General features: G+C 76.3%; 19 protein-coding genes. 11 read left to right on the top strand and 8 right to left on the bottom strand.

The window, feature by feature from the left end:
- Positions 1-604 precede the first annotated feature (604 nt).
- From ACZ5DC_RS23805 to ACZ5DC_RS23795, 3 genes are read left to right on the top strand one after another with little or no spacing between them, the layout of a single operon-like run.
- The gene (locus tag ACZ5DC_RS23805; protein ID WP_468655722.1) at positions 605-3,475 is read left to right on the top strand and encodes an AfsR/SARP family transcriptional regulator; all 2,871 of its coding nucleotides are present in this window, start codon (positions 605-607) and stop codon (positions 3,473-3,475) included.
- 59 nt (positions 3,476-3,534) lie between these two features.
- Positions 3,535-4,068, top strand: coding sequence for a chloramphenicol phosphotransferase CPT (cpt, locus tag ACZ5DC_RS23800; RefSeq protein WP_468655720.1), 534 nt, complete (start codon positions 3,535-3,537; stop codon positions 4,066-4,068).
- Entirely contained in the window at positions 4,035-5,870 is a 1,836-nt protein-coding gene (locus ACZ5DC_RS23795) for an AfsR/SARP family transcriptional regulator (RefSeq protein WP_468655718.1), read from the top strand. Before cpt ends, ACZ5DC_RS23795 begins: the two co-directional genes overlap by 34 nt.
- Before the next feature lie 114 nt (positions 5,871-5,984).
- Here ACZ5DC_RS23795 and ACZ5DC_RS23790 read toward each other — a convergent pair whose 3' ends face one another.
- Entirely contained in the window at positions 5,985-7,250 is a 1,266-nt protein-coding gene (locus ACZ5DC_RS23790) for a lysostaphin resistance A-like protein (RefSeq protein WP_468655716.1), read from the bottom strand.
- A 143-nt stretch (positions 7,251-7,393) separates the two neighbouring features.
- On the opposite strand from ACZ5DC_RS23790, the gene ACZ5DC_RS23785 reads away from it, so the two are divergent.
- Positions 7,394-8,134, top strand: coding sequence for an SDR family oxidoreductase (locus ACZ5DC_RS23785; RefSeq protein WP_468655714.1), 741 nt, complete (start codon positions 7,394-7,396; stop codon positions 8,132-8,134).
- 22 nt (positions 8,135-8,156) lie between these two features.
- On the opposite strand, the gene ACZ5DC_RS23780 is transcribed toward ACZ5DC_RS23785, so the two are convergent.
- From ACZ5DC_RS23780 to ACZ5DC_RS23760, 5 genes are all read right to left on the bottom strand, one after another.
- Positions 8,157-9,221, bottom strand: a complete 1,065-nt coding sequence (locus tag ACZ5DC_RS23780; RefSeq protein ID WP_468655712.1) for a YihY/virulence factor BrkB family protein — start codon at positions 9,219-9,221, stop codon at positions 8,157-8,159.
- Positions 9,222-9,358: 137 nt separating this feature from the next.
- Positions 9,359-9,805 (bottom strand): peptidoglycan-binding domain-containing protein, encoded by a 447-nt coding sequence (locus tag ACZ5DC_RS23775; protein ID WP_468655711.1) that lies wholly within the window; start codon positions 9,803-9,805, stop codon positions 9,359-9,361.
- 175 nt (positions 9,806-9,980) lie between these two features.
- Positions 9,981-10,583 (bottom strand): Rv1733c family protein, encoded by a 603-nt coding sequence (locus ACZ5DC_RS23770; protein ID WP_468655709.1) that lies wholly within the window; start codon positions 10,581-10,583, stop codon positions 9,981-9,983.
- A gap of 374 nt (positions 10,584-10,957) precedes the next feature.
- Positions 10,958-11,683 (bottom strand): TIGR03943 family putative permease subunit, encoded by a 726-nt coding sequence (locus ACZ5DC_RS23765; protein WP_468655707.1) that lies wholly within the window; start codon positions 11,681-11,683, stop codon positions 10,958-10,960.
- A complete protein-coding gene (locus ACZ5DC_RS23760) occupies positions 11,680-12,762 on the bottom strand; it encodes a permease (protein WP_468655705.1) in 1,083 nt (360 codons plus the stop codon). Before ACZ5DC_RS23760 ends, ACZ5DC_RS23765 begins: the two co-directional genes overlap by 4 nt.
- 196 nt (positions 12,763-12,958) lie before the next feature.
- On the opposite strand from ACZ5DC_RS23760, the gene ACZ5DC_RS23755 reads away from it, so the two are divergent.
- From ACZ5DC_RS23755 to ACZ5DC_RS23745, 3 genes are all read left to right on the top strand, one after another.
- Positions 12,959-13,753: a serine hydrolase gene (locus tag ACZ5DC_RS23755; protein ID WP_468655703.1), complete on the top strand. Its 795-nt coding sequence runs from the start codon at positions 12,959-12,961 to the stop codon at positions 13,751-13,753.
- Between the two features lie 139 nt (positions 13,754-13,892).
- On the top strand, positions 13,893-14,306 hold the full coding sequence (locus ACZ5DC_RS23750; protein WP_366753489.1) for an SRPBCC family protein: 414 nt from the start codon (positions 13,893-13,895) through the stop codon (positions 14,304-14,306).
- Between the two features lies 1 nt (position 14,307).
- Positions 14,308-15,417 (top strand): class I mannose-6-phosphate isomerase, encoded by a 1,110-nt coding sequence (locus tag ACZ5DC_RS23745; protein WP_468655701.1) that lies wholly within the window; start codon positions 14,308-14,310, stop codon positions 15,415-15,417.
- Here the strand turns inward: ACZ5DC_RS23745 and ACZ5DC_RS23740 are convergent.
- The gene (locus ACZ5DC_RS23740) at positions 15,411-16,949 is read right to left on the bottom strand and encodes a hypothetical protein (protein WP_468656094.1); all 1,539 of its coding nucleotides are present in this window, start codon (positions 16,947-16,949) and stop codon (positions 15,411-15,413) included. The two genes, ACZ5DC_RS23745 and ACZ5DC_RS23740, sit on opposite strands and share 7 nt — an antisense overlap.
- Before the next feature lie 192 nt (positions 16,950-17,141).
- Positions 17,142-17,492 carry a DoxX family protein gene (locus tag ACZ5DC_RS23735; RefSeq protein WP_468655699.1) on the bottom strand — a complete coding sequence of 117 codons (351 nt, stop codon included), beginning with the start codon at positions 17,490-17,492 and terminating at the stop codon, positions 17,142-17,144.
- A gap of 62 nt (positions 17,493-17,554) precedes the next feature.
- Here ACZ5DC_RS23735 and ACZ5DC_RS23730 point away from each other — a divergent pair, with 62 nt between their 5' ends.
- The 4 genes from ACZ5DC_RS23730 (at position 17,555) to ACZ5DC_RS23715 (ending at position 21,733) form a co-directional block, all read left to right on the top strand.
- A complete protein-coding gene (locus ACZ5DC_RS23730; RefSeq protein WP_468655697.1) occupies positions 17,555-18,451 on the top strand; it encodes a LysR family transcriptional regulator in 897 nt (298 codons plus the stop codon).
- A gap of 117 nt (positions 18,452-18,568) precedes the next feature.
- A complete protein-coding gene (locus ACZ5DC_RS23725; protein ID WP_468655695.1) occupies positions 18,569-20,113 on the top strand; it encodes a hypothetical protein in 1,545 nt (514 codons plus the stop codon).
- A complete protein-coding gene (locus ACZ5DC_RS23720; protein ID WP_468655693.1) occupies positions 20,100-20,645 on the top strand; it encodes a hemerythrin domain-containing protein in 546 nt (181 codons plus the stop codon). The genes ACZ5DC_RS23725 and ACZ5DC_RS23720 overlap by 14 nt, the downstream gene beginning before the upstream one ends.
- On the top strand, positions 20,642-21,733 hold the full coding sequence (locus ACZ5DC_RS23715; RefSeq protein ID WP_468655691.1) for an NADH-quinone oxidoreductase subunit B family protein: 1,092 nt from the start codon (positions 20,642-20,644) through the stop codon (positions 21,731-21,733). The genes ACZ5DC_RS23720 and ACZ5DC_RS23715 overlap by 4 nt, the downstream gene beginning before the upstream one ends.
- The last annotated feature ends 44 nt before the right edge of the window (positions 21,734-21,777 follow it).

The following is a 21,777-nucleotide window of genomic DNA, read 5'->3' as shown; positions in this document are numbered from 1 at the left end:
GCCAGGGAGATCTTCCACCCGCCCGGCGCTCGGCACGCCGAGGCGCTCCTCCGGCGTGCCGTCCTGCCGGGCCGTCCGGGAGCGAGCGTTGGGACGGCCCTCACCGCCCACGACGTGCGCACCGACGGACTCGGCCGGCCCGGCACGTCCCCGGCCGGTGCCCGCGGCTGCCGCGCGCTGCGGAACCCACCTCACTCGCCCACGCGCCCACCGCCCTGGACGGTACCGGTCCGCCGGCCGGGCGGGCCGTGCCGTGCGTCCGGCCGGCCCGGCGGAGCTGCCGTGCGTGCGTACGCCCTGGTCGCCGCCACCGGGCGCATACGGGACCGGCCCCGTAGCCGGTGCCGCCTGCCGCCTGCCGGTCCGCGTCTTCCCCGGCAACGGCTCGGGCGGTCCCCGCGCGGCCCGCGACCGGACCCGGGACCGCCGGCTCGCCCCGCTCCACGAACCGGAAGTGCCCCCGCTGACCTGCCTGTCGCTCGTCCGGCGCCCCGGCGCGGAGTCCGGGACCGGTAGCGCGCCGGCGTCCCGGGGTCCGCCGTTCCTGCCGGTTTTCTCCGGACACGTACAGTCGAGGGCCGAAGGAGTGAGCGGAGGGGGCGGGATGCCACAGGGGGTGCCGGTGCGGTTCGCGGTGCTGGGGCCGGTGCGGGTCTGGCGGGGGGCCGAGGAGCTGGACGCCGGCGGGCCGCAGGCGCGGGCGCTGCTGGCCCTGCTGCTGCTCCGGGCCGGTCAGCCGGTCCCCGTGCCCGAGATCGTCGACGTGCTGTGGGGACCGGGCCCGCCGCCCACCGCCGTCAACGTGGTGCGCCGGCACGTCGGCTCGCTGCGGCGGCTGCTGGAGCCGGGACTGCCCCCGCGGACGCCGGGGAGCCGGCTGGTGCGCGGCGCGGGCGGCTACCGGCTGCTCACCGACGGGGACGACGTGGACCTCGTACGGTTCCGGCAGCTGCGGCAGGAGGCCCGGCGGGCCGTCGCCGAGGGTGCGCCCGCACGGGCCGTGGACCTGCTCGAACAGGCGCTGTCGCGGTGGGCCGGTCCCGTCGCCTCCGGAGTCGCCCCGGACGTGCGCGAACGGCTCGGGGCGGACAGGCTGGAGCGCGAGCGGCTCGCCGTACTGCGGGAGGCGGCCGACGCGGCCTCGCACGCGGGCGTGCCCGGCGCGGTACTGGCCCGGCTGCGGGAGGCCACCGCCGCGCACCCGCTGGACGAGCCCCTGCTGGCCCGGCTGGTCCTGGCCCTCGCGGCCACCGGCAGGCGGGCCGAGGCGCTCGCCGCGTCCCGGGACGCCCGCCGCCGTCTCGCCGAGGAGCTGGGCATCGACCCCGGGCCCGAACTCCAGGAGGCCCACCGGGCGGCGCTGGGCGCGGCAGGGGACGGGGACCCGGCGGAGCCGCCGCCCGCTCGAGCCGTCGCCGCGCGTCCCGTCGTACCCGCCCAACTGCCGCACGACCTGCCCGCGTTCACCGGCCGGGACACCGAACTGGCCGAGCTGCTGGACCCGTTCGCCGCCGGGGAGCCCGTCGGGACGGTGCTGATCTCGGCGCTCGGCGGGATGGCCGGGGTGGGCAAGACCACGCTGGCGGTCCATTGGGCCCACCGCGTCGCGGACCGTTACCCGGACGGGCAGCTCTACGCCGACCTGCGCGGCTTCGCCCCTTCGGGCGCGGTCACCGACCCCGGTGAGGCCGTCCGCGGTTTCCTGCACGCGCTCGGGGTGCCGCCCGAGCACGTCCCGCAGGGCCTGTCCGCGCAGGCCGCGCTGTACCGCAGTGTGCTCGCGGGACGCCGGGTGCTCGTGCTGCTGGACAACGCCCGGGACGCCGAGCAGGTACGGCCGCTGCTGCCCGGCACGCCCGGCTGCCTCGCCGTCGTCACCAGCCGGGACGACCTGACGGGGCTGGTGGCCGCGCACGGCGCCCGCTCGCTGACCCTGCGGCCGTTCGACGCCGGACAGGCGCGGGACTTCCTCACCGGACGGCTGGGCGCCGGCCGGATCGCCGCCGAGCCGCGGGCGGTGGACGAGATCGTCGCCCGGTGTGCCGGGCTGCCCCTCGCCCTGGCCTGCGTGGCCGCCCGCGCCGCCCTGCGCCCGGACTTCCCGCTGGCGGCCGTGGCCGCCGAACTGCGCGCGACCCGCGGCACCCTGGACGGGTTCACCCGGCCCGGCACCCCGGTGGACGTGGCCACCGTCTTCTCCTGGTCCGTGCGGGCCGTGTCGTCCGCCGCCGCCCGGCTGTTCCGGCTGCTCGCCCTGCACCCCGGCCCGGACGTGTCGGCGCCCACCGCCGCCGCGCTCGCCGGCCTGCCGCGGCGCCGGGCGCGCTCACTGCTCGGCGAACTCGCCGCCGTCCACCTCGTCACCGAACCGGCGCCCGGGCGCTACGGCTTGCACGACCTGCTGCGCGCCCACGCCGGTGACCTCCTCGACGAGCACCACACCGAGGCCGAGCGGGAGGAGGCCCGCGACCGGCTGTTCCGGCACTACGCGGAGCACGCCCACGCCGCCGGCGCGCTGCTCGACCCCGGCGGTGACGCCCCGGCGCCGCCGGCCGCGCCTGCGGACGCGGGGGCCGCGCCACCGGACCCGGGGGCCGTTTTGTTCGCCGACGACAGCGCCGCCCTCGCCTGGCTCACCGCCGAGCACCCGGCCCTGCCGGCCGTCGTCCGGGCGGCGGCCGCGACCGGCCACGACCGGTACGCGTGCCTGCTGGCCTGGGCCCTGGAGCCGTACTTCGAGCGGCGCGGCCACTGGCACGACGGACTGGCCGCCCAGCGCACCGCGCTCGGCGCCGCGCTGCGGCTCGCCGACCCCCTCCTGGAGGCACGCGCCCTGCGCGGGCTCGGCCGGGCCGAGGGCAGGCTGGGCCTGTCCGGCGAGAGCCGGGCCCATCTCGGGCGGGCGCTCACGCTGTTCACCCTCGCCGCGGACACCGTCGGCCGGGCGGGCACCCACCGCAGTCTGGGCTGGGCGTGCGAGCAGGAGGGCGACCTGGCGGGGGCCCTGCGGCACAACCAGCTCGCGCTGGAGCTGTACCGCACCGCCGGGTCCCGGCCGGCGCGGGCCAGTGTCCTCAACTCCGTGGGCTGGTACCACGCGCTGCGCGGTGAGTACCGGCCGGCCCTCGCGCGCTGCTTCGAGGCGCTGGCCCTGCTCCAGGACCTGGGCGACCGGTACGGCCAGGCGGCGACCTGGGACAGCATCGCCTACGCCTATCACTGCCTCGGCCGGCACCCGCACGCCCTGCTCGGCTACCGCAACGCGCTCACGCTGTACCGGGCGCTCGGGGCGCCGTACCCGGAGGCCGACACGCTGATCCGCATGGGCGACACGCACCTGGCCACCGGTGACCGGGAGGGTGCGCGGGCCGCCTGGGAGCAGGCCCTCGCCCTGCTCACCCGGCTCGGCCATCCGGACGCGGAACGGGTCCGGGACCGGCTCGCCGGGCGGGAGGAGCGGTCCGGTGCGGGATGACGGTCCCGGGGCGCGGAACGGGTTGGCCGATCGGCCGGACGGCTCCGTAGGCTGGCACGGTGACGACTCGGGTGATCCTTCTCAACGGTGGTTCCAGCGCGGGCAAGTCGGGGATCGGGCGGTGCCTGCAGGCCGTACTGCCCGACCCCTGGCTGGTGTTCGGCATCGACTCGCTGGTCGACGCGCTGCCCCCGCGGCTCCAGGAGGACGACGGGGGCATCGAGTTCGCCGAGGACGGCGGGGTGCGGGTCGGCGCGGGTTTCCGGGCGCTGGAGGCGGCCTGGATGGAGGGCATCGCGGCGACGGCCCGCGCCGGCGCCAGGGTCGTCGTGGACGACGTCTTCCTCGGCGGAGCGGCCTCCCAGCAGCGGTGGCGCACGGCCCTCGCCGGACTGGACGTCCTGTGGGTGGGAGTGCGGTGCGACGCCCAGGTCGCCGCGGCCCGCGAGATCGCCCGGGGGGACCGGCCCCGGGGCATGGCGGCGGCCCAGGCCGACGTGGTGCACGACGGGGTGTCGTACGACCTGGAGGTCGACACCACCCACACCGAGTCCCTGATGTGCGCGCGGACCATCGCGGCCCGCGTCCGCTGACCGGCGACCGGGTGGTGCGCGTGCCCGACGGGCCCAGTGACGGGACGCGGTCCGGGACGCTGCGGTTCGAGGTGCTCGGCCCGCTGCGGGTGCTGAGCGCGGGCAGCGAGCTGGATCTCGGGTATCCGCAGGCACGGGCCCTGCTCGGCGTGCTCATGGTGTGGCCGGGGCGGCCCGTGCGGACCAGCACGATCGTCGACGTGCTCTGGCCGGGCCGGCCGCCCGTCAGCGCGCCGAACGCGGTACGGCGCCACGTCGGCACGCTGCGCAGGCTGCTGGAGCCCGGATTGCCGCCGCGGGCGCCCGGGCGGCGCCTGCTGGGCCGTACCGGCGGCTATCTGCTGGAGGCGGCGGCCGACGAGGCCGACCTGCTGCGCTTCCGCGCCTTCGGCCGGCGGGGCATGCGGGCCGCCGCCACCGGGCGCCCCGAGCAGGCGGTACGGCACTTCACCGCGGCCCTGCGGCTGTGGCGCGGCCCGGTGGCGGCCGACCTGCCGGGACCGGTGCGGGCGCATCCGCACTTCGCGGCCGTGGACCGGGAGGTCCTGCGCACGGCGCGGATGGCGGCGGACGCCGCGCTGCTGTGCGGGCGCGCGGACCAGGTGCTGCCGGGCCTGCGCCGGGCCGCCGCCCTGAACCCGCTCGACGAGCCGCTGCTGGCCCGCCTGATCCTGTCGCTGGCGGCGTGCGGCCATCAGGCGGACGCGCTGGCCGCCTACGAGGGCGCGCGCCGCGACCTCGCCGCACAGCTGGGGGTCGCGCCCGGCGCCGAACTGGCCGCGGCCCACGCCCGGGTCCTGCGCCAGCAGATACGCCCCGCCCGTCACCGGCTCCCCACCGGCCCGCCGTCCCCCGCCCGGCCTTTCGTCCCCCCGGCACAACTCCCCCCGGACCTGCCTGTCTTCACCGGCCGCGAGCGGGAACTGGCCGCGCTGGACGCGCTGTTGGACGGGAAGCCGGTGAGCGCGCGGCCGGGCCCCCGGGGCGACGGGGGGTCCGCACGGGCGGCGCCGGATGCCCTGTGCGACGCCGGCGCGGTGCCCGGTGCGCGGGGCGTCCCGGCCGCGGCGGCCCCGCTGACCGGTGCCTACCCGGCGCCGGCCGTGCTGATCAGTGGTCCGGCCGGTGTCGGCAAGAGCGCGCTGGCGGTCCACTGGGCGCACCGGGTCGCCGACCGTTTCCCGGACGGCCGGCTCCACCTGGAGCTGGGCGGATCGGCGCTCGGTCAGGCCGCGTTGGAGCCGGCCGAGGCACTGCGCCGGCTGCTCGCGGCCCTCGGGGTGCCCGCGCGGAGCACGCACGCGGGCGTGACCGCCCTCGCCGCGCGGTACCGCGGTGCGCTGGCGGGGCGCCGGTTGCTGGTCCTGCTGGACGACGCCGCCTGCCTCGGACAGATCCGTCCGCTGCTGCCGGAGGCGCCGGGCTGCCTGACGGTGGTCACCAGCCGGGGCGGGTCGACCGGACCGAGCGCGGCCGGACCCGGCGGGGCGACGGAACCAACCGGACCGGCCACACCCGCCGTGGGCGCCCCCGCCGGGCCGGCCGGGCCCCGGGGGCGGGCCTTTACGGGCCTTCGTACGCTGTGCCTGGGGCTGCCCTCCGCGGAAGACGCCCGGGAGCTGCTCGCCCGGCGGATCGGCGCAGCGCGGCTGGCCGCCGAGCCGGAGGCCGTGACGGAGATCCTCCGCCGGTGCGGCCGGCTGCCCTCCGCCCTGGCCGTGGTCGCCGCGCGTGCGGCGACCCGCAGGGAGTTTCCGCTGGCCGCCCTGGCCGCCGACCTCGCCGAAGACGCGGGGCCGTGAGAGGGGCGGAACCGCAGACGCCCCAGCCCGACCGCACCCTGGCCGAGCCCGCAGCCCGCGGGGCCAGGGCGAGGCGTACGCCGACAAGTGCGCGGCGCCCGAGCCGGCCACGGCCTACGGACGGTCCGTACCGTCGTCTCCCCCGGTGCCCGGACCGGCCTCCGGCCGACCGGCCGAGGACGCCGGCGGGGCGCCCCCGTCAGCTGCCGTCAGGGGAACACCCGCCCCCGGCCCGGCCTGCCCGGCCGACGGCCCGTCACCGGCCGCACCTGGCCCCGGCTGCCCCGCCCACGGCGCAGCACCCACCACGCCCGGACCCCATCCCGACTGCCCGGCCCACGGCCCGACGCCGCCCGCGCCCGTGCCCGGACCCGGCTGCCCCGCCCACTGCCGCGGCAGCGGAACGCCGTTGCCGTACGGGGGCCACGGCAGGGGAGCCGGTGGCTGTGGGGCCGGAGCCGTGCGGTCCAGTCGGCGGCGGCGCAGCCACCACGCCACGGCCGCCGTGTACAGCGCGATGCTCAGCACGTCGAACAGGACGAGCTGCCAACCGGCGTCCGCCGCGGTGTCGTCACTGCTGAGCCCGTCGACGACGGCGGCCGAGACGCCGAAGGCCAGCAGGTTGTTGACGGTGTGCAGGGCGATGGACGCCTCCAGTCCGCCGGTGCGCCAGGTGAGCCAGCCCGCGGCCACGCCGAACACCACGAGGTCTGCGAAGCCCCAGGGCGTGCCCCAGCCGTGGGCGGCGGCGAACAGGACCGCCTGGGGCAGCAGCGCGGCCCACGGCGAGCGCAGGAACGCCCCGGCGGTCTGCGTCAGCCAGCCGCGGAACACGTACTCCTCGGCGGCGGCCTGCACCGGCACCAGCAGCACCAGCATGACCAGGGCCCGTCCGAAGGCCGGCCAGCCCACCCACTGGCCCTCCGGCTCCCCGTCCGCCGGGAACAGCGACACGCAGACCATCGCGAGGCCCACGACGGGCACGGCGGTCAGCGCGCACAGCAGCATCCAGCGCCATCTCAGCCGGCCCGTCACGGAGGACACCGTGCCGGCCGGGCGCCGTCCGATCCAGCGCACGACCAGCAGCAGGACGGGTATGCCGGCCGCGATGCAGAGCAGGTCCACGGCGGTGCCGGTGACGGGGCCGAACTCCGGCCAGCCGTCGTCGTCCTGGGGGTAGCCGAGGCCCGAGCCCAGGGCCGCGAGGACGACCATGAGGACGACCGTGGTGATCATGTACGCCACGGCCGCGACCAGGGTCCCGAGGAGGGGGCGCCACCACCGGTAGCGCGGTGAGAGGCGGGCCAGTCGGTGGTACGGGAGCTGCCCGGTGGACCGCGCCGGGGCAGGGGGCAGCAGCAGTGGCTGTGGCTGTGTCATGCCGTCAGCCTGCCGAAAGACACCCGGACGCGCCATCCGCTCACGGCAGGACCGGCCGGTGTGCCCGGCCGGCGCTGCCGCACGCCGAGGTCGATGTCCGTTCGCCGCCGGTGCTCCCGGGGGCCGTCGGCTGGGATGGACGCATGACTTCGGGAACGGATCTGCGGGGCAGGGCGGCGCTGGTGACCGGCGGCAGCCGGGGCATCGGCGCGGCGACGGCACGGCGACTGGCGCGGGAGGGCGCGGACGTGGCCCTCACCTATGTGCGGGGCGAGGAGGCGGCCGGGGAGGTCGTGCGGGACATCGAGGCGCTGGGGCGGCGGGCGGTGGCCCTGCGCGCGGACTCCGGGGACGCGGCGGAGGCGGTGCGGCGCGCGGCGGAGGAACTGGGCGGGCTGGACGTGCTGGTGGGCAACGCGGCCGTCGGGCTGCTGGGACCGCTGGAGAGCCTGTCCCCCGCCGACGTCGACCGGCTCCTCGCGGTGAACGTGCGCGGGGTGTTCCTGGCCGCCCGGTCCGCCGCCGCGGTCATGGGCGACGGCGGGCGGATCATCACGGTCGGCAGTTGTGTCACCGCGCGGGTGCCGGGGCCGGGGGCCACGCTGTACGCGATGAGCAAGGCGGCCGTGGTGGGGCTGACGAAGGCTCTGGCCCGTGAGCTGGCCGGGCGCGGGATCACGGCGAACGTCGTGCACCCGGGGCCGACGGACACGGACATGAACCCCGCGGACGGCCCGTACGCCTCCGGTCAGGCCGCCGCGACCGCCCTCGGCCGGTTCGGTACGGCGGAGGAGGTCGCGTCCATGGTGGCGTTCCTGGCGGGGCCGGGGGCGGCGTACGTGACGGGCGCGGAGTTCTCGGTGGACGGCGGGTACGCGGCCTGACGGAGCGGGGAGGGCGGGCGCGTCAGGTCTCGTCCAGGCGGCGTACGTCCTCCTCGTCCCACTTCCTGGTGTCGCGGGGCTGGGTGTACGGCTCGGCCCGCGGCGGGTGTCCGCCCGCGATGGCCCGCTGCCGCACGGTCTCCGCGTCGAACTCCAGGCCCAGCAGGATGGCCAGGTTGGTGATCCACAGCCACACCAGGAAGACGATGACGCCGGCCATGGTGCCGTAGGTCTTGTTGTAGGAGGCGAAGTTGGCGACGTAGAAGGCGAATCCGGCGGAGGCGGCCATCCAGATCAGCAGGGCGAGGACACTGCCGGGGGTGATCCACCTGAACCCCTTGACCTTGGCGTTCGGGGTCGCCCAGTACAGGATGGCGATCATCACCGTGACGAGCAGGACCAGCACGGGCCACTTGGCGATGGACCACGCGGTCAGCGCCGTGTCGCCGAGCCCGAGCGCGTCCCCGGCCCGGCGGGCCAGGCCGCCGGTGAAGACCACGATGAGCGCGCTGGCCACGGCGAGGACCACCAGGACGACGGTGACGCCGACGCGCACGGGCAGGAGCTTCCAGATGGGGCGCCCCTCGGGCATGTCGTAGACGGCGTTGGCGGCGCGGATGAACGCGGCCACGTAGCCGGAGGCCGACCACACGGCCAGCACGAGGCCGAGGACGGCCACGAGGGACCCGGTTCCGGCGCCGTGCTGGAGCTGTTCCACCGCCCGGGTGATGATGTCGCGGGCGGGGCCGGGGGCGAGGTTGCGCAGGTTGGCCAGGACCTTGTCCGTGACCGACCGGCCGGCGACGGCCAGCAGCGAGACCAGTACCAGCAGGGCCGGGAACAGGGACAGGACGGCGTAGTACGTGAGCGCCGCGGCCCGGTCGGTGAGCTCGTCGTCGCGGAACTCGCGCAGGGCGCCCTTGAACACCGCGGGCCATGCGCGCCGGGGCAGCTTCACGGGGGTGTCCGGTGCCCGTCGCTCGACGTCCTCGCCGGGTCCCGCCTCGTCCGGCGCGGGGATGCGCGGCGCCGGGGTCTCGTCTGCGGCCTGCTTGTGGTGCCGCCGTGGTACGTGCAGCTTCGCCATGTCCGTCGGGTAACCCCGCGGGGCGTGATCACGCCCCCGGTTCACCCGTCGGTCTCCTCGTCCCGGGCCTCCTCGCCCGGCGCCCTCCGCCCCGGCGGCGGGACGGAGGGCGTGCGGCCGGGCCGCCGTGCCGGGGCTCAGTGCGCGTCGGCGAACCGCTTGAAGGCGGCCTTGGTGCCGGAGCCGGCGATGCCGTCGATGGGGCCGCGGTAGCCGTAGCTGTCCTTCAGGAGCCGCTGGAGCGCCTTGACCGTGCCCTTGCCGACGACCCCGTCGATCGGGCCGGTGTAGCCCCAGTACTTCTTCAGGCAGCGCTGGAAGGCCTTCCAGCTGTTGGTGCCGAGCTTGCCGTCGACGGAGTTCCGGTAGTTCCAGTACGTCTTCAGCCAGCGCTGGACCTTCTTCGCCCGGGCGGCGCTCAGGCCGAGGTTGTTCACCGCCTGCGGGGTGACGGCCTCGGTGGCCGCCGCCGGGTGCGCCGCGGGCGCCGCGAAGCCGGTGCCCGCGGCGGCGAGGCTGCCCGCGGCCAGCGCCACCGTGGTCGCGGTGGCGAGGAGGGTCCTGGTGAGGATGTTCGTCCGCATGTGTTTCCCCCTGGTTGACGAGTGCCTCTCGGCACGGCACACAAGCTACGTGCCGGGGGTGCGCTCGTCGCCAACCCGGGAGTTGACGCCCGGCTCCAACGGCCGCGGTAGGGCCGGACCGGTGTACAACCTGTGCGGTAGGCACACGGGGGCGCGCGCCGGCCGCGGGCGCCCGTCAGCCCCGCCCTCCGCTGAGGTTCCCCCACCGGGGCCCGATCTGCCTCCACTCCTCGTCCCACTCGGCCAGCCGGCGCTGGATGAGCCGGCCGCGGACCAGCCGGCCCGCGCCCCAGACCAGCGCCCCGGCCGCCGGGGCGACGAGGACGCCGGTGAGCGCCGACTGCAGGTCGGCCGTCGTTCCGGCGAGGGGGGCGGGCACGATCCGGTCCGCCTGGTTCGTCCACACCGTCATCCGCGTGCCGGCGGGGGTACCCGGGACGACCTTCGCCCGGTCGGTGTGCGCCGAGCCGTCCGGGTCCGTCCAGCGCACGGCGCCCCAGACCCGTCCGTCGTCGTAGCCGCTGCCCGCGGCGGGGGTCCGCGCCGCGTCGTCGGTGAGCACCGCGGACACGGGGTGCAGGTGGGCCAGCCGTGCCGCGAACGCGGACTCGGAGGCGTGGGCCGCCCACAGGCCCGCGCAGGCACCGACGAGCAGGGCCAGCACCCAGCCGGCGAGGACGATCCATGCCTCGACGACATCGCTGTGCCGCCGCAGCGGGTTGCGCCGCCACCGCCACAGGCGTACCCGGGTGACCGTCGTGGGAGGTGTCCGTGTCATCGTCACCGCCTCCTCCCGCCCACCGGCGGCCGGGACCGTGGTGGCCCCCGCGGTCTCCCGGACCCGGTCGCCCGGGCGAGGGTCATGACACCATCCTGCACCTGTCCCGGCCGGTCGTCCGCCGGGGGACGGACCTGTCCCGTCGAGCGAGCGGGGGAACCGGCCCGCGGGGCCCTGGGGAGCGGCGGGCGGCAGCGGTCCGCCGCGACGGGGCCGTGGCGGACCGCTGCCGCCCGGCGGCCCCGCCGCACCGGGCACCCGGTACGGGGCCGGGCCCGGCACTCCCGCGGCCTTCGGCCCAGGGCCCCAGAGCACGCACTGGTGCCGCCGCGGGCCTGCCCCCCGGGCGGACGGCGGGAGTTCGACGACCGGACCTAGGAGGGCGTGAGCGGCAGGTCGTCGGTGTAGGCGTTCACGGGCTGGGCGACGGGACGGACCTCCCGGACGTCGAGCGCCGCCTCCGCCGACCTCGTGCCGAGGGTGCCGCGGGGGTGCCAGGTGCCGGTCACCTCCAGCCAGGTGTCGGCGGGCGGTGCCTCGCCGCCGTAGACGCGCACCTTGACCGTCTGCGAGTCCGCCGCGCAGCAGGAGAAGACGATCCGGGTCAGGTACCAGCCCGCGCCCGCGCCGGCGGGGGTGGCGAAGCCGGTCAGCCGGACGGTGCGGTGCTCGATGGCCCGGCCGCGGTCCTGCTGGACCCGCTTGGTGAAGTCGGTGAGGGTCAGCGGCAGCGGCGAGGTCGCGGGCAGTGGCCCGAACCCCTTCTGCACGGCGACGGGCTTGGTGTCGGCGCGGGCCGCGGTGTACGCGCCGAGCGCGGGCGGGGGCACGAGGAGCAGGCTGAGCGCGGGCAGGAACAACAGCCAGGCGACGCGCGGCATGCCGGTGTGGTCGTGGTCGTGCCCGGAGCCGGCCGTGTGCCGCCGGTCCCGGGTCAGCGCTCCGGCCAGCCCGAGCAGCAGCAGGACGGCGCCGGAGACGATCAGCGCCGGGCGCAGTCCGGCCTTGACGTAGCGCAGATAGGTGTCGGTGAGCAGGGCGGTGTGCAGCAGGCCGGCGCCGGTCAGGGCCAGGAGCAGGGCCTGGAGGGGGCGGTTCACAGCAGCGCGCCTCCGGTCAGGACGCTCGCGGTGACGGCCACGACGGTGGTCGCCGTGGAGAACCGCCAGGCGAAGGCACGGCCGAAGGTGCCCGCCTGGAGGGCGATCAGCTTGAGGTCGACCATGGGGCCGACCACCAGGAACGCGAGCCGGGCGGTCGGCGGGAAGCCGGTGAGCGAGGCCGCGACGAACGCGTCGGCCTCCGAGCAGACGGCCAGCAGTACGGCGAGGAGGGCCAGGAAGAGCACCGAGAGCCAGGGCGTGCCGGAGAACGCGTCGAGGACGGAGCCCGGCACGGTGACGTCGAAGGTGGCGGCGGCCATGGCGCCGAGGACGAGGAAGCCGCCGGCGTGCAGGAAGTCGTGCTGGAAGCCGAGCCGGAACTCGGTGCGGCGGCTGTGGCCGGGCCGGTGGCCGGTGTGCCGGTGACGCAGGAGCGGACGCAGCCACTCCTCCTTGCCGAGCCACAGCCACAGCCAGCCCATGACGGCCGCCGTGGCGAGGGAGGCGAGCAGCCGGGCGGCGACCATCGCGGGGTCGCCCGGGAAGGCGACGGCGGTGGCCGTGAGGACGACGGGGTTGATCGCGGGCGCGGAGAGCAGGAAGGCGAAGGCGGCGGCCGGGGTGACGCCCCGGCGGATCAGGCTGCTCGCGACGGGCACGGAGGCGCACTCGCAGCCCGGCAGGACCGCGCCGGCCACGCCGGCGACCGGGACGGCGAGGGCCGGCCGCTTCGGCAGCACCCGGGTGAACAGGTCGGCCGGCACGAAGGCGTTGATGGCGCCGGACAGGGCGGTGCCGAGGAGCAGGAAGGGGAGCGCCTGGACGGTGATGGCCAGGCAGACGGTGCGCCAGGCCTGGACGGCGGGATGGTTCAGCCACGGCGTGCCGGCCAGGAGGAGCACGCCCGCGAGCGTGAGGGCGGCGCCGCGGGCCCGGCGCCGGGGGACGGCGCCGGGCGGCCGGGGCCGGGGGCCGGCGCCCGGTGGCCACGGCGGGACGCGGCGCGCGGGCGGGCCGGGGTGGGGTACGGCCGCCACGCCCTCCGTCACACCAACCAGCTCATCCGATTTGTCCATTTTCACTCCGGATGTCGGTGTCGGGCCGACGATAAGCGAGGAGCACGGCCGGGCCGCGCGCACACGCCGCCGCCCCGGCGAACCGGCCGGAACAATGCGCCCCATCGGTGGCTCTTCTCACAATCCGGGCCGAACGGGGCCTCGAGGTGACGGGCGCCACGTCGCCGGACGCCGTAGTTGTCTACGTTCGTGACCCATGTCGTCCCGCCTCTCCCGCACAGCACGCGCCAAGGCCTGCGCCCTCGTGGCCTCGGCGACCGCCCTCCTCGCCACCGGGCTCCTGCACCCCACCCCGGCCGCCGCCGCCTCCGCACAGGCCACGGCTGCCGTGCTCGACCTGGACGGCACCGGCCGCACGCCCGTGGTCCACGGCGAGGACCGGGCGTACGACACCGCCAGCATCGTCAAGGTCGACATCCTCGCGGCCCTGCTGCTCCAGGCGCAGGACGCGGGACGGCACCTCACCGCGAGCGAGCGGAAGCGCGCCGAGCCGATGATCCGGCGCAGCGACAACGCGGCGGCCAACGCCCTGTGGCGGCAGATCGGCCGGGCCCCCGGACTGGCGGCGGCCAACAAGCGCCTCGGCCTGACCTCGACCACGGGCGGGCCCGGCGCCAAGTGGGGCCTGACCCGGACGACCGTGCGCGACCAGATCCGGCTGCTGCGGGCCGTGTTCGACACCGGCGCAACGGTCCGCGCGGGCTCCGGCGGACTCGACGCGGACTCCCGCGCCTACCTCCGCACCCTGATGGGCCAGGTCGTGCCCGAGCAGACCTGGGGCGTCCCGGCGGCCGGCGCCGACGGCTCCCGCAAGGCCCTGAAGAACGGCTGGCTCCAGCGCGACACGACGGGCCTGTGGGACGTCAACAGCGTCGGCCAGATCACCGTGAAGGGTCACCGGTACCTCGTCGCGGTCCTGTCGGACGGCAGCGCCTCCATGAGCGACGGCGTGTCCCTGGTGGAGCGGACGGCACGCGCGGCCGTGGGGTGAGCGGTCCCCGCGCGGCCGCCGCCCTCACCCCGTGACCGGCCGGGCGTCCCGGGAGCGAGGTGCCGCCGGAACTTTTCGGCCGCCGTGGAAGGGGCACGCGGTCGGGGTACGGCTTTCCGACCGGAAGGGCGAGACCACGATGGCCGAGTACGAACGTTCCCGCACGATGCCCGCACAGCCCGAGCAGGTCTTCGACCAGGCGGCCAATACCGCCCAGCTCGACGCCTGGCTCCCGGGCGAGCTGCACGTCGACGTACAGGAACCGCCCGCCGTGACCGTCCACGAGGACCGCTCCGGCGAGGACACGCCCGCCCTGCTGCGCTCCGAACCGGACCAGATGCGCCTGGAGTGGGGCACCCGCGAGCAGGGCGGCTACGCCGGCTGGCTCCAGGTGGCCGGCATCGGCAGCGGGGCCAGCGAGGTGACCGTGCACCTGTCCTTCTTCGACGAGGGGCACGACCCGGGCGAGCGGGCGGTCGGCGACGCCCTCGACGGCAGCCTGCGCCGGCTGGAGGAACAGGTGCGGATGCGGGTGGACAACGCGGCCGGCTGACATGGCGCACCCGGTGAGCTGGTACCCGCTGCGCCTCAGCACGCCCGTCAGAGAGCACGTCTTCGGCGGCCGGGCCCTCGCCGACCGGCTGGGCCGGACGGACCTGCCGCACGGCCCGGTCGCCGAGACCTGGGAGGTCAGCGACGTCGACGGGGAGGGCGCCACGGTGACCGACGGGCCGCTGGCCGGGCGGTCGCTGCGGGAGCTGATGGCGCGGGATCCCGGCGGGCTGCTGGGCGACCGCCCGCACGGTCCGCGCTTCCCCCTGCTCACCAAGTTCATCGACGGCACCGGCGCGCTGCCCGTGCACCTGCACGCCGACGACGCCACCGCCCGCCGCCTGGAGGGCGAGCCGAACGGCAAGACGGAGGCGTGGCACGTGCTGGACGCCGTACCCGGCGCGACCGCCCTGGTCGGCGTGCGGCCCGGGGTGGACCGGGAGCGGCTGCGCCGGGCGCTGCTCGCGCAGGACTTCGACGCGGTGATGCGCCGCCTGCCGGTGCGCGCCGGGCAGACCGTGTACGTACCGGGCGGGACCCTGCACAGTTTCGGGCCGGGCACCCTGGTGTACGAGATCGAGCAGACCTCCGACATCCAGCAGCACGCCATGCCCTGGCGGATGGAGGACGGCGCACCGCTCGCCGAGGAGGAGCGGGAGGCGAACATCGGGCGGCTGCTGGACGAGTGGCGTCCGGAGCCCCGGCCGCGGTTCCAGCCGGGGCTCAGCGTGCCGCTGGACGACTCGGTGGAGCGCACGGTGCTGTGCGCGGGGCCGTACTTCGCGCTGGAACGCTGGACGGCCGGCGGCAGCGCCCCCCTGGTCCGCGCGTTCGCGACCGCGCAGGTCCTCAGCAACGCCGGCGCCCCGGTGACCGTCACCTGCGGCGGCTGGACCGGCCGGCTCGGCCGGGCCAGGACCCTGCTGCTGCCCGCCGCGCTCGGGCGGGTGCGGGTCAGCGGACCCGCCGACGTCCTGTTCGGCTACGTCCCCGACCTCGACGGCGACATCCGGGCCCCGCTGACGGCCGCCGGCCACGGACCGGCCGCGATCGCCGCCCTCGGCGAGGGACTGCGGGCACGGCCCGCCCCCGAGCGGCCGGCCGGTCAGTAACCGGAGCCCAGCCGCCGGGTGGAGTACGCGCACTCCGTGTAGAGGTAGCCCGACCGGAGCCTGGCGGTGTCCGAGGCCGGGGTCGCGGTGCTGTCGCCGTGCGGCTTGTGCACGAAGTACGTGGTGCCGACGGGCAGGCTGATGGTGCGCTGCGGGTAGTTCCTGCGGCTGTCGTTGCAGGGCTTGAAGGTGGAGAACGCCGTGTCCACGAGCGAGTACGCCGTGCAGCCGCCGCAGCCCTTGAGGGTGAAGCTGCCGGTGACCGGGCCGGTGTAGAGGACGGTGATGTCGTCCGGGCTGTCGTTCTTGACCGTGACGGAGATGCTGCCGCCGGAGGCCAGGGTGGGCAGCTTCTTGCCGGCCGCCGGGAGGGTCTGGGCGACCTCGGCGGCTATCGCGATCTTCTGGGCGCGGGCGCGGTTCCTGTCGTGCCTGTGGCCGGCGGCGAACTGCTCCATGGTCTTCCGTGCCGCGTCGAAGTCCCCGTCCCGGTACTGGTCGACACCGCAGGCGTACGCGCCGGCGTCACCGCTGCGGCCGGCCCGGGCCGCGGCCTTCGCCAGCCGGCCGTCCACGTCACCGGCCGACCTGGACAGGTCGGCGATCCGGGTGTCGAGGTCGCGCAGCGTCTCGACGGCCGCGCAGGGTGCGTCCCCGCCGACGGCCTTCTCCGTCCTCGCCACCGCCGCGTCCACGGCCGGCGCCACCTTGGCCGCCGCCCCGGACCGCGGGAAGGTGCCGAGCAGGTCGCCGAAGCGGCCCACCCAGTCCGTGTCGCCGCTCGCCAGGTGCCGCGCACCGCACTCGTACAGGGCGTTCGCGAGCCGGTCGTCGGGCCACCGCGCCAGCGGGCCGAGCTGTTCCCCGGGCATCGTGTCCGGCACGGTGCGGAGGTACTTCAGCGGCTCCACGGCGTCGCAGTACCGCTGGTGGCCGTAGGCCGCGCCGACCGTCGCGTAGTAGGTCCGCAGCCGGTCGGGGACCTGCCGCGCCGCGCGGGAACCGGCGTGGTGCAGCGCGATGTCGCGGTAGACTCCCAGGGCCGTCCCGTAGCCGGACCGGGCGGCGCTGAAGGACTGGCGGCCGCTCTCGGCCACCAGGTCGTCGGCGCGCTCCAGGCGGCCGAGGAGTGCCTGCTCCACGGCCTCGTCACGGGCGTCCTCGTACCACAGGGCGCCGCCGGCCGGAACGGCGAGCAGCACCACGCCCAGCAGCAGCGCCAGCGGCGTCCCGCGCGGCCGGGCGAGCCGGGTGCGCAGTCCGGCGACCGCGCCGTGGACGGCCGCCACCAGCAGCACCGCGGCGTAGCAGGCGAGCACGGCCGCGGGCAGCCCGCCGGCGTCGACGGGCAGCGCGAAGACCAGGAGCAGCCCGGTCGCGACCCAGCAGGCCGCCGCCGGCACCCAGCGGCGCAGGAGCGCGTAACCGAGGCCGAGCCCGCTCAGGTTGAGCAGGGCGACCGCGGCGGCCCGCCGGGCGTCCGGCGGCGCGGGCGGCGGAGTCGCCGGTACGGGTGGCGGACCAGGCGGCATGGGCGGCAGCGGCGGCCCGCCGAAACCCTGACCCGGACCGTACGGACCTCCGGACATGATGGCTCCCCCCGGTCAACTCCGCCCGCATGTCTGTGAGTTCGCAGTGTACGGGCACGAGCGCGCACCGGACAGGGGCCGGTCCCGGGAGGCGGCCGTGGCCGGCCCGAGCCGGCCGGGTGTTCCGTCGCCGGTTCACCGGGCCGCTGCCAGGGCCAGGGACCCGGTCGCCAGGGCCAGGAACAGGCCCGGAAAGGCGAGGGTGCGCAACGCCCGGGCCCGTACGTGGGCGGCCACCGCGCCGACGTAGAACAGCACGAGGCCGGTGCCGGCGGCGATGCCCAGAGGGTGCGCGCCCAGCAGCCCGAGGAGCAGCCCGGCCGCGCCGGCGGCCTTCAGCAGCGCCAGCACGGGGAGCCGGCGCGGCGGCACGCCGACCCGGGCCGCGTTGGCGAGGACGAACGGCGCCTTCGCGAGGTCGGCCGCCGCGATGCCCGCGTTGGCCAGGACGGTCGCACAGGTGACGGTGAGAAGGGCGAGGTTCATGCCGTCCACGCTCGCCGGAGGGTCGCCGCGACGTCCAATACCGGCGTCCATAACCTTCTGGAATGGACGTCGACTCACGTCTGCTGCGCTCCTTCCTGGCCGTCGCCGAGGAGGGCAGCCTCGTCCGCGCCGCCGAGCGGGTGTACGTGTCCCAGCCGGCGCTGACCAAGCAGATCCGGCAGCTGGAGAGCCGGCTCGGGGTGCGGCTCTTCGACCGCTCGCGCACCGGCATGGCGCTGACGGACGCGGGCCGGGAACTCGCGCGCCGCGCCCCGGACGTCCTCGCGGCCTGGGACGACGCCCTGCGCGCCGCCCGGGCCGCCGGCCGGCGCACGGCCCGGGTGCTGCGCGTGGGCTTCGTCGCCAGCGCGGCCAACGAGGCGACGCCGGGGATCGTCGCCGAGTTCGCCCGGCGGTGGCCCGGATGGCGTGCCGAACTGCGGCAGGCGCCCTGGACGAACCCGAGCGGGGCCCTGGCCGACGGCGAGGTGGACGCGGCGCTGCTGCGGCTGCCGTTCCCGGGACAGGACGCGCTGCGGTTCGAGGTGCTGTTCAGCGAGGAGCGCTGGGTGGCGCTGCCGAGCACGCACCGGCTCGCGGAACGCGCGCGGATCGCCTTCCGGGAGCTGTGGGACGAGCCGTTCGTGGCCGCCTCGCCGGAGACCGGCGCCTGGCGCGACCACTGGCTGGCCGCCGGTGAGCGCGAGGGCCGTCCGGTCCGGATCGGCGCGGTCACCGAGCAGCCCGACGAGTGGCTGAGCGCCATCGCCAGCGGGTACGGCATCGCCCTCGCACCCGCGTCCGCCGCCCGGTTCTACGCCCGCCCCGGCGTGGTCTACCGCCCGGTCACCGGGGTGGGCCCGACCCGGGTCGCCGTGGCCTGGGCACCGGCCGACGACGGCAACCCGGTCGTGCGGGACTTCGTGCGCTGCTGCCTGGAGCTGGCCCGCGCCACGTGACGGACGTGTGTTCTCCCCTGTCCGGCGCAATGACGGTGCGCCGGAGGGGCGGGCGGGCGTGACCGGTGTGACCGTGGGGGGTGGAGTGCACGGACACACCAGTGGTGAGGAGAGGGCATGGCGAACGGAACCGGCGGGGCCTGTGCGCAGCTGAGTGCCGTCGCGGACGCCGTGCTGTACGAGGGGTATCTGCTCTACCCCTATCGCCGGTCCTCGGCGAAGAACCGGGTCCGCTGGCAGTTCGGGGTGCTGCTGCCCCGCAACTGGGTGGAGCGCGACGGGCCGGTCACGCCCGGTGTCTCCGGTTCCGCCGACTCCTGGTACCAGCACACCGAGTGTCTGCTGCGGGTGCGGCGCGCCGGTGCGGCCGTCCGGGTGCGGGTGCGGTACCTGCAACTCCAGCACAAGCAGGTGGAGGCGGCCGACGGGAACGGGGCGCACCGCCCGGTCGAGTCGTTGCGGACGGCCGACGGGACCGCCCACCTTTCGTTCGAGGAGGCCGTGCCCCGCGAGACGGAACTGGTGCTGGCGCCGGCGGAGTCGCCGCCGGGCGGCCGGACCGTCGCCGTGGGGGCCCCGGCCGGGGCGGAGTACGAGCCGTTGCCGGCGGGGGCGGGGCGGACGGTGCGCCGGCGCCGGGAGGTGCGGGCCGCGACCACGGTCACGGCGCAGCCGCTCGGGCCCGGGCTGTACCGGCTGCGGGTGCGCACCGAGAACACCGGTGCCGCGCCGGACCCGCGGGCCTCCCGGAACACGGTGCTGGGGCAGGCGCTGCTCGCCACGCACACCCTCCTCACCGGTGACGGCGTGGAGTTCGTGTCGCTGATCGACCCGCCGGCCGCTTACGCCGAGCAGGTCCGCGCCTGCCGCAACGCGTTCACGTTCCCGGTGCTGGGCGGGGCCCCGCCCGAGTCCACCAGCGGTGACGGGGCCACCGGCACGCTGCTGCTCTCCGCGCCGATCATCCTCCCCGACCACCCCCAGGTGGCGCCGGAGAGTCCGGGCGACCTGCACGACGCGGCGGAGATCGACGAGATCCTGACGCTGCGCACGATGCTGCTGACCGACGAGGAGAAGGCGGAGGCCCGGGCCACCGACCCGCGGGCCGCGCGCATCCTCGACCGGGTGGACACCATGCCCCGGGAGGTCTTCTCCCGGCTGCACGGCGCCATCCGTTCCCTGACCCCGCGCACCCCCGCGGCCGAACGGCCCCCGGCCCCCGTCACCGCACGGCCCCCGGCCGCCTGTGCCGAGCGGCCCGCCTGGTGGCAGGAGGGCGGCGACGACGGGCTGTCCCCGGCGATGGACACCGTGCTGGTGGACGGCGTGCCCGTGGGCGGCGGCAGCCGGGTGCGGCTGTGTCCGCGCGGCCGGGGCGCCGACGCCCAGGACATGTTCCTGGCCGGGCGCACCGCGCGGGTGGCCGCCGTCTTCCACGACGTGGACGGCAGCACGCACCTGGCGGTCACGGTCGACGACGATCCGGCCGCCGAACTGCACGGCTGGTACGGCCGCTTCCACTACTTCCGGCCCGACGAGGTCGAAACGCTCGGCCCCGACGCCCCACCGGGTCCGGGCCGGCCGATCCGGCCGCAGTCCCCGCGGCCACCCGAGCGTCCGGCCGACGGGCCGGAGGAGGGACGGTTCGATGGACGCCCTTGACGTCCTCATGCACGACCACAGGATGGTCGAGCAGTTGTTCCGCGACTACGAGGCCGCGGCCTCCGACCGGCAGCGGCGCGGTGTCGTGGAGCTGTTGGTGCGCGAGCTGTCCAAGCACGCGGCTCTGGAGGAGATGCTCCTGTATCCGCTGGCCAGGAAGGTGCTGCCGGACGGCGACCGGGAGATCGACGAGCACTTGAGCGAGCACATGGGGGTGAAGCAGACCCTCCTCGCGCTCGACCGGCTCGGCGAGGGCGACCAGCGGACCGGTGAGCTGGTGGCTCAGCTGCGCCGTGACCTGGCGGAGCACATCCGGGAGGAGGAGGGCACCCTCATGCCCCGGCTGCGGGAGGCCGTCTCCCAGCAGGAACTGGACCGGCTGGGCGAGCTGATCGGGCAGGCCAAGGCCGGCGCGCCGACCCGTCCGCACCCGCACGCCCCCGACCAGCCGCCCGCCCTGACCCTCGCGGCCCCCCTGGCCGCGGCCTACGACCGACTCCGAGACCGACTCCAGCGGAGGCCGACGACATGACCACGCAGAGCGGCACCACCGAAGTGACGCGTGAACCCAGCCGGTCCGAGGCGCGCGGGAACGGGTTCGACGAGATCTACATCCTCTGGATCTCCGAGGGGATGAGCTGCGACGGCGACACGGTGTCCATGACGGCCGCCGGGCAGCCCGGCATCGAGGACCTGGTCGCCGGGCTCATCCCCGGCCTGCCGAAGGTCAACCTGGTCAACAAGGTCCTCTCCCCCAGCCTGGGCGGCGAGGACTTCCTCGCTCCCTACCGGGCGGCGGCGCGCGGGGAGTTGGCGCCGTTCATCCTGGTCATCGAGGGATCGGTGCCGAACCAGAACATCATCGAGGGCGACGGCTACTGGACGTCGTTCGGCAACGACCCGGACACGGGCGAGCCGCAGACTCTCAACTGGTGGATCGACCAACTGGCGCCCAAGGCCTGGGCCGTGGTGGCCGCCGGCACCTGCGCCACGTACGGCGGCATCCACGCCATGGCCGGCAACCCCACCGGCTGCATGGGCCTCGCGGACTACCTGGGCTGGGACTTCCTGTCCCAGGGCGCGCTGCCGGTGGTGAACGTACCGGGCTGCCCGATCCAGCCGGAGAACTTCATGGAGACCCTCATCTGGGTGCTCTACCACGCGGCCGGCGCCGCCCCGCCGCCCCCGCTGGACCACATGCTGCGTCCGCAGTGGCTGTTCGGCAAGACGGTGCACGAGGGCTGCGACCGGGCCGCGTACTACGAGCAGGCGGACTTCGCGAAGGACTACAACTCCCCGAAGTGCCTGGTGAAGACCGGCTGCTGGGGTCCGGTCGTGAACTGCAACGTGCCCAAGCGCGGCTGGATGGCCGGCATCGGCGGCTGCCCGAACGTCGGCGGCATCTGCATCGGCTGCACCATGCCGAGCTTCCCGGACGCGTTCATGCCGTTCATGGACGAGCCGACCGGCGGCGCCCTGTCGTCCGCGCTGCTCAAGCCGTACGGCGCCGTCGTCCGCCGGCTGCGCGGCCTGACCAGCATGGCGGTGAACCGCGAACCGAAGTGGCACCACAACGGACCGGAACTGACCACGGGTTACGACCCGCACTGGCGTGCCTGAGCGCCGGCACCCACCCACGCCTACGACGAACGAGGGGCAGGAAG

This window comes from Streptomyces sp. NPDC031445, assembly GCF_055581365.1.
Note: the sequence above shows the minus strand (reverse complement) of the source record. Positions and strands in the feature narration are given on the sequence as shown.